General features: G+C 56.8%; 13 protein-coding genes. 3 read left to right on the top strand and 10 right to left on the bottom strand.

Annotated features, from left to right (window positions below):
- Positions 1-1,481 (bottom strand): ATP-dependent helicase HrpB (gene hrpB, locus CDO73_RS24775; protein WP_088491177.1); only part of this gene is annotated, 1,481 nt, incomplete at its 3' end.
- Positions 1,482-1,666: 185 nt separating this feature from the next.
- Between hrpB and gluQRS the strand changes: the two genes are divergently transcribed.
- The gene (gluQRS, locus tag CDO73_RS24770) at positions 1,667-2,614 is read left to right on the top strand and encodes a tRNA glutamyl-Q(34) synthetase GluQRS (RefSeq protein WP_088491179.1); all 948 of its coding nucleotides are present in this window, start codon (positions 1,667-1,669) and stop codon (positions 2,612-2,614) included.
- A gap of 71 nt (positions 2,615-2,685) precedes the next feature.
- On the opposite strand, the gene CDO73_RS24765 is transcribed toward gluQRS, so the two are convergent.
- A complete protein-coding gene (locus CDO73_RS24765; RefSeq protein WP_088491176.1) occupies positions 2,686-3,060 on the bottom strand; it encodes a DnaJ family domain-containing protein in 375 nt (124 codons plus the stop codon).
- 181 nt (positions 3,061-3,241) lie between these two features.
- Entirely contained in the window at positions 3,242-4,039 is a 798-nt protein-coding gene (locus CDO73_RS24760; RefSeq protein ID WP_088491175.1) for an SDR family oxidoreductase, read from the bottom strand.
- A 384-nt stretch (positions 4,040-4,423) separates the two neighbouring features.
- Here CDO73_RS24760 and CDO73_RS24755 point away from each other — a divergent pair, with 384 nt between their 5' ends.
- Positions 4,424-4,666, top strand: a complete 243-nt coding sequence (locus tag CDO73_RS24755; protein WP_373447081.1) for a hypothetical protein — start codon at positions 4,424-4,426, stop codon at positions 4,664-4,666.
- A gap of 125 nt (positions 4,667-4,791) precedes the next feature.
- On the opposite strand, the gene CDO73_RS27375 is transcribed toward CDO73_RS24755, so the two are convergent.
- Positions 4,792-5,631 carry a methyl-accepting chemotaxis protein gene (locus CDO73_RS27375; RefSeq protein ID WP_088491174.1) on the bottom strand — a complete coding sequence of 280 codons (840 nt, stop codon included), beginning with the start codon at positions 5,629-5,631 and terminating at the stop codon, positions 4,792-4,794.
- A 315-nt stretch (positions 5,632-5,946) separates the two neighbouring features.
- On the opposite strand from CDO73_RS27375, the gene CDO73_RS24745 reads away from it, so the two are divergent.
- Complete coding sequence (locus CDO73_RS24745; RefSeq protein ID WP_088491173.1) at positions 5,947-6,351, top strand: winged helix-turn-helix transcriptional regulator; 405 nt, start codon at positions 5,947-5,949, stop codon at positions 6,349-6,351.
- Between the two features lie 97 nt (positions 6,352-6,448).
- On the opposite strand, the gene CDO73_RS26910 is transcribed toward CDO73_RS24745, so the two are convergent.
- The 6 genes from CDO73_RS26910 to CDO73_RS24720 form a co-directional block, all read right to left on the bottom strand.
- Entirely contained in the window at positions 6,449-6,589 is a 141-nt protein-coding gene (locus CDO73_RS26910) for a hypothetical protein (RefSeq protein WP_179218830.1), read from the bottom strand.
- 116 nt (positions 6,590-6,705) lie between these two features.
- Positions 6,706-7,068 carry a hypothetical protein gene (locus CDO73_RS24740; RefSeq protein WP_088491172.1) on the bottom strand — a complete coding sequence of 121 codons (363 nt, stop codon included), beginning with the start codon at positions 7,066-7,068 and terminating at the stop codon, positions 6,706-6,708.
- 164 nt (positions 7,069-7,232) lie between these two features.
- On the bottom strand, positions 7,233-8,498 hold the full coding sequence (locus CDO73_RS24735) for a polysaccharide pyruvyl transferase family protein (RefSeq protein ID WP_088491171.1): 1,266 nt from the start codon (positions 8,496-8,498) through the stop codon (positions 7,233-7,235).
- Positions 8,499-8,541: 43 nt separating this feature from the next.
- Positions 8,542-9,261, bottom strand: a complete 720-nt coding sequence (locus CDO73_RS24730; protein ID WP_088491170.1) for a PIG-L family deacetylase — start codon at positions 9,259-9,261, stop codon at positions 8,542-8,544.
- Between the two features lie 30 nt (positions 9,262-9,291).
- On the bottom strand, positions 9,292-10,272 hold the full coding sequence (locus CDO73_RS24725; RefSeq protein WP_088491169.1) for an LCP family glycopolymer transferase: 981 nt from the start codon (positions 10,270-10,272) through the stop codon (positions 9,292-9,294).
- On the bottom strand, positions 10,269-11,660 hold the full coding sequence (locus CDO73_RS24720; RefSeq protein ID WP_088491168.1) for a sugar phosphate nucleotidyltransferase: 1,392 nt from the start codon (positions 11,658-11,660) through the stop codon (positions 10,269-10,271). The genes CDO73_RS24725 and CDO73_RS24720 overlap by 4 nt, the downstream gene beginning before the upstream one ends.
- Between the last annotated feature and the right edge of the window lie 42 nt (positions 11,661-11,702).

Genomic DNA, 11,702 nt, shown 5'->3' with positions numbered 1-11,702 from the left:
GCCTCGAGGCGCGGCAGGAGCGAGACGGCGTCCGTGACGGCGCCGCCGGAAGGCGCCGGCGCGGACGCCTGCTCCTGAAGCAGCGCCGCGAGGTCGCAGGCGCAGGCCAGCGCGCCGGGGCCGAAGCCGGCCGCGCGGCGGATCATGCGCGCGAGGCGCGGATGCACGCCGAGCACGCTCATGGCGCGGCCTTCGGCCGTTATCGCGCCGTTCTCGTCCAGCGCGTGCAGGCGGCGCAGCAGATTCCGCGCCTCCCCATAGCCCGCTTCCGGCGGCAGATCGATCCAATCCAGCTCCGCCGGTTCGCGGACGCCCCACGCGGCCAATTCGAGCGCCAGCGGAGCGAGATCGCTCTGCAAGACTTCCGGAACCCGCGCGGCCGGCATGCCGCGTTCTTCTTCCGCGCTCCACAGCCGGTAGCAGACGCCCGGCGCGGTACGTCCCGCCCGTCCTCGGCGCTGATCCGCCGATTCGAGCGACTCCGTCAGCGTGACCAGCCGCGACATGCCCGTACGCGGCGAGAAGACCTGCGTGCGGATCAGGCCGCTGTCCACCACGGCCGTCACCCCGTCGACCGTGATGCTGGACTCGGCCAGCGTGGTCGACAGCACGATCTTCCGCTTCCCGTCCGCGGAAGAGCGGACCGCGCGGCGCTGCTCCTCGCGGCTTAGCCCCCCGTGCAGGGGCAGAATATCCGCTCCGGCCAATCCGCCTCCGCGGACCAGCTCTTCGCGAGCGCGCGAGATCTCGCGCACCCCCGGCAGGAATACGAGAATTCCGCCGTCCGTTTCTTCCCACGCCCGGCGCACCGCTTGCGCGATCCGGCGTTCGAGCGGAAGCTCGCGAGCGACGCCCAGATGCGTCGTCCGCACCGGATACGTTCGGCCTTCGCTGCGAACGATATCCGCTCCGCCCAATACGCGCGATACCGGTTCGGGATCGATCGTGGCCGACATGATCAGGATTCGCAGATCTTCGCGCAGGACCGCGCGGCTCTGAAGCGCAAGCGCCAGTCCCAGATCGGATTGAAGGTTCCGCTCGTGGAATTCGTCGAAGATCAAAAGCCCTACCTCCTCCAACGAAGGATCGGACTGGAGCATCCGCGTCAGAATCCCTTCGGTGACGACCTCGATCCGCGTCTCCCGACCCGAACGGCTGTCGAGCGCGATCCGGTACCCGACCTGTCCGCCCGTTTTCTCGCCGAGCGATTCCGCGATATAGTCCGCGGCCGACACGGCTGCCAATCGCCGAGGTTCCAGCATCAGAATCTTGCGCCCGTTCAGCCAAGGCTCGTCCAGCAGCGCGGGCGGAACCCGCGTCGTTTTGCCTGCGCCCGGCTGGGCGATCAAGATCGCCGGGCGGTTGCGGGCCAAGCTGTTTTTCAATTCCGGCAGCGCCGAATCGACCGGAAGTTCGGGCGTATTCCCCGCGTTCGTCCGGTTCTTTTTCGGCGTCGATCCCGATCCGTGCTCTTTTTCCATCTTGCACACTCCGTTTCCGATCTTTCTTCTGAATTTCGTGGTAGAACGCGCCGCCTTGCCAGAAAGGAGCCGCCGGCGTTATGCTGAACTTATGCGTCTTCTCCCTCCGAAGGCAAAGAACGTCGGGACTCCGCCGCATTCGCGGAGTCCGTTATCCATTTGACCGTTTAAGGAAGTGAACGATGATGAAAAGAGGACGTTTCGCTCCGACGCCGTCGGGCATGATGCATCTGGGCAACGCGCGCACCGCGCTGATCGCTTGGCTGCATATGCGCTCGTCGGGCGGCGAATTTGTGCTCCGCATGGAAGATATCGATACCGCGCGCTCGCGCGACGAATGGGCGCGGCTCGCGCTGACCGATCTGCGCTGGTTGGGGCTGGATTGGGACGAAGGTCCGGACGTGGGCGGCCCTTACGCGCCTTACACCCAAAGCGAACGTCTGGAACGCTACGAAGAAGCATTCGGACGGCTTCAAGCGTCGGGTCTCGTTTACCCGTGTTATTGCAGCCGCGGCGATATCTTGTCGGCCGCAAGCGCGCCTCACGGACTGAGTTCCGAAGGCCCGGCTTACGCGGGAACCTGTCGGCATTTGACCCCGGCTCAGCGCGCGCAGCGGGCGCAGCTCAAAGAACCGTCTATGCGTTTCGCCCTGCCCGAAGGCCGGGAAGTCCGATTCGTCGACGGAATCGCCGGACCGCAGCATTTTCCTCCGGGCAGCGGAGGCGATTTCGTCGTGCGGCGCGCGGACGGCTTGTATTCCTATCAGCTCTCCGTCGTGTTGGACGATGCCGATATGCGAATCACGGACGTGCTTCGCGGCGAAGATCTGCTCGACTCGACGCCGAGACAGATTCTGCTCTACGAAGCGCTCGGTCTTCCCGCGCCGGAATTTCTGCATGTTCCGCTGCTGAACGGGCCGGACGGCAAACGGTTGGCCAAACGCCACGGCGGAATCGCGATTTCCGCTTACCGCGAACGCGGGACCGATCCGAGGAAGCTCGTCGGTTGGCTCGCTTATGTCAGCGGCTTGATCGACCGGCCCGAAGCCGTAGCGGCCTCGGACTTGATCGACAGCTTCGACCTGGCGCGCATTCCGCGCGAAGCGGTCGTCGTCGACGTCCCCGATATCTAAAGATCCGCGTCGATCGGACTCGATACGAAGCGCGGACGCCCCGTTTACCGACCGGCGTCCGCGTTTTTGCGTTATTTTCCGTCCAGCCGATCCCGAATCTTGTCCGCGTACTGCGAATAAGCTCCGCCGCTCCAGCCCCGCTCTTCTTCGACCATTCGCAGTTTAAGACGTTTGGCCGTTAGACGACCGCCGATTTCGGCGCGTTCTTCTTCGGTGCGGCAGGCCGCGAGAAGGTCTTCCAATTCCACGCATTCTTTGCGCAGCAGCAGTTCTTCAGGCAGCATGCCCGCGTTTTTCAGAATCCGGTAAGGAACCCGGAGCTCTTCGGGCACGCCGGACAAATCTTCCAACTCGATCGGTTTGCCCATACCCGGCAGATCGTCGAATTCTCCGTTTCGAATCGCTTCTTCGATCTTCTGTTCCGCCAGCCACGATAACCATCCCATAAGATTCCCTCCCGAATTCCCGATTTGTTTTCGTCGTTCCATTATACCCGACCCGAGCGCCGAGCAAAAAGGCTCATTCGGGGAAAACTTTTCCCGAATGAGCCTCAGCCCGATATTAAACGATTTCGGATTCCGCGGCGGAGCGCCGCATCCGAAGCCGAGTATCCGAAAATCTATCGGCTCAGAACAACAAGGATTCTCCGCCGTCCACCGTGATGGCGGTTCCGGTCACGTGCCGGGACTCGGACGAAGCCAAGAAAACGGCCAAGTCCGCCACCTCTTCCGGCAGACCGTGCCTCCCCGCCAGCGGATGATCGCCCCCGCGCGGAAACTCGAGCGGAATGGCGATCTCTTCCATGCGAGCGTCTTCCTCGGTCGTCTCGTCGATATTGGTCGCGACGACGCCGGGGCAGATGGCATTGACGCGAATCCGGTAGCGGGCCAATTCCAGCGCCGCCATCTTGGCAAAAGCGACCTGACCGGCTTTGGACGTGCTGTAAGGCGACATCCCAATGCTGGAGAAGCGGTTGTTGCCGTTGACGGAGCTGGTAATGATGATGCTGCCTCCGCCTCTTTTCTTCATATAAGGTATCGCGTGCTTGACCGAGAGGAACATGCCGCCGAGATTAACGTCGATCGTCTTGCGGAACTCGTCCAGTTCCATATGTTCGATCGGTCCTTTGGCTCCGTTGATGCCCGCGTTGGCGAAAACGGCGTCCAATCCGCCGAAACGTTCGACGACCGAGCGGAACGCTTCTTCCATCGCCGCCGCATCGGATACGTCTACCGGGCAGGCCAACGCCGATCCTTCGCGAATGCTCTCCAATTCTCCCCGAACGAATTCCGCGCGTTCGGGATCGAGTTCGAACAATCCCACATTCGCGCCTTCGCTCGCGAACTTCAGCGCCGCCGCCCGACCGATTCCCGAACCGGCGCCGGTGACGATTACCGTCCTGCCTTCAAAACGTGGTGCCGACATCGCAATCCCCTCCTTCGTTTCTATTCGTTTGTTCCGGACGACGCGCCCTGCCGAAACGACCCGGCGACCGTCCTAATCAAGTTATTCTTTACCCCAAACCCTTTATTGTTCAATCAGATGATAAATTTTCAGGCGATTTACGAAAATCATTTAATTATTCCCGTAAAAAGGTTTTCATAAACCTACTGCTCAGGGTAAACAACTAGTAAATTTGAACGGCGATCGCAGCCGATATGACGGAATAATCGTAAGGAGGGAGCGGAAAACACGAAAAAAACCAAGAAAATAGTAACTCTTACGAAGAAATTTAAGCGTTTTTTAATTTGTTTTTAAGGAAGCTAGTTTATAATACAAGCAAGGATAAAAAAACATGAGGTGATTGTAGTGAAAACGACGACGATTACAGTTCAAGAAAAACTGGTCCCCGTTTACATTGACGCCGAGAATACACAACCCGCTCAGAAAATGCTCAGACTGCTGACCAGCGCATTAGATAATAAGTTGACTAACGGCAAACGTGCTTTGAAAAACTGCATCAGTTCCCTGATCAGTATCGAAATCGTAGGTTCGGAAGCGATCCTGCACTCGTATCGCGAGAGCGACACGCTGGCTTTGTCCCTGTACTAAGAACGCGTATCGGGCTACATAAAAAAGACATTCCGAATTCGGAATGTCTTTTTTTGCGGTTTCCCGCGATGCATCGGGCCGCTGCCATAGGGCGGCGAAGTCGCCTTCCCTTAAACGAGAGCCGATCAGTTAAGGCGCGTCCGTTCGTCCAACGCCTGACGAGCAAATTCGGCGAATTCCGCGTTCAATTCGGTCAAGCGGTCGGTCAAGCCGCTGAACTCGCCCAGCAGCTGCGCTTGTTCGTTGGAAGCTTCGGAGATCGACGTGATCTCCTGCTCCATGCGCAGGATGCTGCTCTGCACGTTGTTGAGCGCCTGTTCGATGTTTTGCGTCGCTTTTTTCGTGTCGACGGACAGTTTGCGAACTTCGCTGGCAACGACTTGGAAACCTGCTCCCAGCTCGCCGACGCGCGCCGCTTCGATCGCCGCGTTCAAGCCGAGCATATTGGTCTGTTCGGAGATCTCGCGAATAAACGAAGTCACTTTGTTGACTTCGCGCGCATCGGTCACGGCGCGGCCGGAATTCTCGCGAATTTCGGTCGTGGCGGCCGCAAGCTGCTGCGACTGCGCGGCGATCGAGGCGACGAAGTCGGTCAACGAACGGCTGACCTGCTCCATGCGCTCCCCGAAGCCGTGAATGAATTCTTCGGTCTTCATCGTATACGCGACCGCCAGCGCTCCGACGACTTTGCCGCTCTCGTCGTACACGGGGATGCCTTTGGCTTCCAACTCCACGCCGTAAGCCGAAGCCGGGAGCCGGGTGCTGGAAAGCTGTCCGGTCAACGCTTTTCGCAAATTGGCATCATCCGGGGGAATCGGCGCTCCGGCGGTAAGACCGAAATCCAAATCCGAAGATGGCGCATAATAGAGAAACTTTTGCGTGTCCGTAATGCCGATCATGAAATCTTCTTTGGTTATCTTTTTGAGATAAGGGATGGTGAGTACAAGCGCGTCTAGAATATTCATGAATTTTCCCTCTTTCTTAAGCAAGCTCGCTTAATTATAGTCGGATCGACGGGCGCGCGCAAACCGTTCGAAGTTCGGATCCGAAAAAGCCGGCTTCCGGTCGTACACGACACTAATCGTTCATTATTTAATTTCGTCACGCAAACGCTTTTTATAAAGAGCAGCTACCGAAAAGGAAAGAACCTTCCGAAATTTCACGATCCGACATAAAATAATGAGGAAATCCGCACTAGGCTTACAATTCGTGATATAATCAAGAGGATTAAGGGAACTTGCAAGGGTGACTTTCCTGCGGAAAGTTTGGAGGTGAACGCAATGAAAAATTCAACGCTTTGTCCTCGTTTCGAACGAGGCATGCAGATTCTGTCGCAGCGCTGGAACGGTCTGATCATCTATCGCCTGCTCTCGGGACCGCAGCGTTTCTGCAATATTCAATCGGCATTTCCGGTAAGCGGACGCCTGCTGTCCGAGCGTCTCAAAGATCTCGAGAAAGAAGGGATCGTCGTGCGCCACGTATACGCGGAGACTCCGGTAAGAATCGAATACGAATTGACGGACAAAGGCCGGGCGCTCCAATCGACCATCGAATGCATTCAAGGTTGGTCGGACGAATGGATCGAGAACCCGCAGCAGCTCGAAGAATGCCAAGCCGCCGAGATGCAGCTTGCCGAAGAAGATTGCGAATGCGAAGAAGCCGTAGCCGGCGCGAAGAACGAATAGTGAGTTGACCGCATGCCATTCCAGATACCTAACCTTATTTGCGGTCAGCGTAATAGGAGGTTCCGAGAGGAACCTCCTTTTTCGTGCGGCGGTTTTGTCAAGAACGCAGAACGCGTTCGGCTTGTTCCGCCTGCTCCGCTTTGCGGATACGAATCGCCAGCAGTTTCGCCAAATTGTGTCGGGTCCGGTCGCTGGCGACGCGGCTCAGCTTGGTCCAGATGAAGCGGTCTATCGACATTTCTCCCATCTCCTTCGGATTGAAAGAATGAAATATAAAGTAAAATAACCGCGCTTAAGCTCTCCTAAACCTCGTAACCGCATGTAATAAATTCCAGCTAACCTTCCGCTTTCCGATCATATGCGCTGCGCTTCGACTTCTTCGGCGTAAATCTCCAAGATCGGCTTCATCGTCCACGAACCGATAAAAGCAAAGCGAGCCAGATCCGCCGCACGTCCTTCTTTTCGTTCTTCCAACAGTTCCGTGACGAAAGGATCCCTCGGCGCGATCTGAAGCAGCGGAACGTCGTCCGTCTCCAACGATTCGACCTCTTGCCCTGCCGAATTGCGGTCCCGCGCGCCGAGAACTCCGCCGAAGCGTAAAATCGCCCGCGTTCCGTCCCAGAGCCGATATTCCACGCGCGCCGACGATTCCGACAGCATCACCGATTCGATGATGCCGTCGCTGAGCGATAGGTCTCCGATAAATAACTGCTGCATGTTTGCATTCTCCTTTACTCCGCTTTACTCGTAAGGGTATCACAGAATCCGGCCGCCTGCCTATTCGCTTCTTCGTTCGTCTCGATCGGATGCCGCGCGCAAAAAAACCTTTACCCCGGAGGTAAAGGTTTTTTTGTGCAGCCCCCTGCCCGATCGACGCCCTGTTATCCGATTTGGAGCGTGGCGTCTTCCAGTTCTTCGGCTTCTCTTTTGCTTTCTTCCGCGGGCGACTCGGCAAGCGGCAGTTCGCCGAACACTTCGCTGAATATCGTACGGCTCTGGATTTCCGCCGTCGTCGCTTTGATCTGCTCGGCTTCTTCGTCGCGGCGAGCGATCATCAGATCCAATTTCTGCTCGATATCGCGTTCCACATGCGCCAGATCGCGGACGTCGAACATATATTCTTTTTGGCCGAAACGTCCGAGCAGTTCCTGATATTTGGTCGCCCAGCCGAGCGCCAATACCGGAATGCCGTCTTTGTAAGCATGAACGATCGAATGGTAGCGGGACGCCACGACGAACTTGAACTGCTCCAGAATATGATGGATTTCGATACAATCGTATTCTTCTTCGAGCAGCACGACGCGCTCGTCGTTCGGGTAGCTTTGTTTGATCCCTTTGCAAATCTCCAGATCTTCCGTCGAATGGCGCAGCAGGTAGACGTTCATGCCGCGTTCGAGCAGATGGTCCGTCATTTTGCGATAGACGCGGAGCAGATCTTCGCGCGAACCGTATTTCATCGTTTTGACGTTCGGGACGATCGCGGCCGAGTTCGCTTTGACGTTCACGCGTTCGTTCGGCTTGTAAGCGCCCGGCTTGAACAAGACGCTCAAGTCGTAGTCGCTGCTGCCTTGAAGCACGAGATCCATCGAACGCTTCAGGTTATGCGTCGTGAACCGGCTCAGGAACTGCATGCCTTCGTCTTCCCGCGCATATATGTAGGTCGGGTAAGTGATGTATTTTTTGATCAGCGCCATAATGATCGATTTGTATTTGCTTTCGTATTCGAACGGACCGAACGATTGCGGCATCAGCACCATCGGCACTTTGTACCTTTTGGCCAACATGATATTCACGAGGTAATTGACCGAATGGCGGATCGTAAACTGCGAAGATAACGCGAACCCGCTGATATCGACGATCATGTCGGTGTCTTTCATGATCCGCTCCATTTCCGCCCGCGTCACGTTGACATGGTCGGCGTTCGGAACCAGTTTGCCCAATGTGCCGAACAGTCCGCCGAGCATCTCGATCTTCAGCTTTTTGCCGATCTTGATGATGTCGAACGCGTAGCCGCGATCGGGGTCGATGCAGTTCACCAGAATTTCCTTGTCCGGATGGCGTTTTTTGATCTCGTTGATTACGGTAAACGTCATGGCCTGCGCGCCTTTATTCTCCATCTGACCGCCTACAATCAGAATTTTCCCCATTTCTGCCAGCTCCTTTTCGGATTAGTGGTCTCACGTCCCTGCTTCAATAAGGTTTGTGATAATAGGAAACCGGATTGGCGATCGCCGAATCGATCTCTTTGCGGACCGAATGGTAGCCGATCGCGAATTGTTCGAGCGCCGGATTCCACTTTTTGTATTCGCTCAGCGATGCCACGACCGCTTCCCGATGGCTCTCCGGCTTTTCTTTGTGGACTTGCAGCCCGCGCTTGGCTTTCTTGGCCTGACGCAGATTATAAGGTTCGACGTACATCCGCAGATCCGCGATCTTCTCCTGACGATACAGATTCAAAGCCGCCGTTCCCATATTGGCATGGTCCCGGTGATTGCCGCCCAAATCGGTAAAAGTCTTGACTCTCGCCCCGTGGTAACGGTCCGCGAATTCGCGGATCAATGCTTCGCAGCTCTCGACCGTGGTCGTGCCGTCCTGGAGCCGCTGCACGAAATGCACGTTCTCCGCGGGCAAGCCTAACGCCAAGCAAGAACGCAGAAACTCGTCGTTGCGGTAACGGATCAGGTCCGTTCGATCGAGCGGCGAATATCCTTCGAGCTTGGGATTCAGCATTTTGCGGTGCATGCTGCTTCGGGTCTCGCCGTTAAGCTGCCGGAAAACGTTGGAAGCCGAGCCGTCCGTGTACAAAATCGCATGACATTCGTCGCCGACGTTCAGGTGGTTGCGGATGCCCGCTCCGAACGTCAGCGCTTCGTCGTCTTGATGAGGGATAAAAAACAAATTGACTGCCATGCCTGCCGATCCTCCGTTTCTCGCCCCGGTTCAGCCGCCGCTTTGCATTTGCTCCAGCAGCTTGGTCCGGATTCGTTCTTTTTCGGCATCGTCGACCATATAGTAATAAATGCCGCCGATCCGCTTGCCGCTTCCCTGCACTTCGTCTTTGTCCACCGTGTCGATCTCCGTCCGGTATTTGGATACCAGATCCATCATGTCGTCTTTGGTCAGATTGGTCTTGACGTTGTCTTTGACCGCATCCAGCAGCGAATTGACTTTGGTCAGGTTCGAGATGCTTTTGCCTTTTTCGATCAGAGCGGACAGAACCAACTGCTGCCGATCGTTGCGTCCGATATCACCTTTGGGATCGTCGTAGCGCATCCGCGAATACATCAGCGCTTCATGGCCGTTCATCTCGATCGGGCCTTTGGCATAAGTCGTTCCTTCGAAATAGAATTCGAACGGATTGTCGACGGTGACGCCGCCGAGAATATCGATGATTCTCTCCAGCCCTTCCATGTTGACTTTCACGTAATAATCGACCGGAACGCCGAGGAACTGTTCGACCGTATCGACGGACATGTTGACGCCGCCGAACGCGTAAGCGTGATTGATCTTGTCGACCGTTCCGTGCCCGACAATGTCGGTACGGGTATCGCGCGGAATATTGAACATCAGAATCGAATGTTTGTCCGGATTGACCGACAGCATCATGATCGCGTCCGAACGCCCGACGTCGTTCTCCCGTTCGTCCACGCCCAAGACCAGCAGATTGAACGGCTTGCTCTCCGTCAGATCGGCGGGAAGCGCTTGCGCGGCTTCTTTCGCGCTTTCGCTGCCGAGCGAAGCGACCAAACCGCCGCCGCGGCCGGACGGATCGCCGACTCCGGCGGTCTTGTCCGACTCGAGCGGTTCATAGATGGCGTCCATCGTCTCGACGACGGGGCGGTAGATCGAATAGGCATAGCCTCCGGCGCCCAAAGCCAAGATCAAAGCGCCGGAGATCGTAATTTTCGCCCACCGTTTCATAACGCGCTGCGGCCGTAAGCCGCTCTTTTATCCGAAACGCAATGACGTTCGATATCCTGCCAACTGCTGAACATTTCTTCGAAGTCTTCTTCCTGCACGACGGCGCCTTTTTGCACCTCGATGTATTCCATGTTATGGAAAGCTTTCAGGCAGTGGTACGTTCCCGGCTCGATCGTGACCACGTCGCCCGCTTTGACCGGCTTGATCGAACCGTCTTTGACCAAGATGCCTTCGCCGCTGATGATGGTCCATGTATCGGCGCGGTGCATATGTTTGCGGTAACCCAAATTCTGACCGGCGTTCAAGCCGATTCGTTTGGTCAGCACTTCGCTTCCGTCTTCGAATTTGGAGTAATCGAGCACGCGGTACCAACCCCAACGCCGTTCCTCGTACATCGGGCGCTGTCCCGCTTCGACCATGTCTTTGACGCGCGGGCTGGTCGCTTTGTCGGAGACCAGAATGCCGTCCGGGCTGACCGCGACGATCGCGTCGGACACGCCGATGATCGTGACCGGAATATCCAGTTCGTTGATCAGATGCGTATTGGAAGAGTCGTCGCTGATCGTGCCTTTGCCGATCTGCTTAAGGCCCATATTCTCGGTCAGCGTGTTCCACGTGCCGAGATCTTTCCAGTAACCGTCGTAAGAGATCGCCGCGATCTTGTCTTCTTTCTCGACCACTGCGTAATCGAAGCTGATCTTCTCCAGCGTCGCGTAGCGGGCGAGCAGATCTTCGTACTGCATCGGAAGACCGTGGCGCAGCAGATGATCCATCATATAGCCGAGATTGAAGGCGAATACGCCGCAGTTCCACAGCGCGCCCTGCTCGATCAAGCGTTCCGCCCGATCTTCGCTCGGTTTCTCCGTAAAGCGGGCGACGCGTTTGAAGTCTTCGCCGCCTCCTTCGGCTTCCGGCACGATATAGCCGTATTTGGACGAAGGATAAGTCGGGTTGACGCCCATCAGCGCCAGATTGGCTCCGGAAGCGTGCAGCGCGTGTTCCAGATCGCGGATGCGATCGAAGAAACGATCGTCGACGTAAGGATCGACCGGCAGGATGCATACCGTTTCGTCCAGAGACACCTTTTGCGAATACAGATAGGATGCGGCAAGCGCGATGGCCGGGAAAGTGTCCCGACGTTCCGGCTCTACGATGATAGGCACGCTGCCGAGTTGGTTTTGAAGGATCTCGACCTGAACTTTGCTCGTCGCGATCACGGTGGAATCGGCCAAGCCCGCTCCTTGGATCTGTCCCCAGACCCTCTGCACCATCGATTCCATCTCGCCGCGTTCGTTCTCCAGAACCTTCAGAAATTGTTTCGATCTTGCATCGTTCGATAAGGGCCACAGCCGCTTACCCGAACCTCCGGACAGCAGTACCAGTTTCATGCTTGCGCCTCCGTTCTCTCGATTTAGTTCGTTTTCGTCTTA

The sequence above is a fragment of the Saccharibacillus sp. O23 genome, from assembly GCF_002205895.1.
In the GTDB taxonomy this organism is placed as follows: Bacteria; Bacillota; Bacilli; order Paenibacillales; family Paenibacillaceae; genus Saccharibacillus.
Note: the sequence above shows the minus strand (reverse complement) of the source record. Positions and strands in the feature narration are given on the sequence as shown.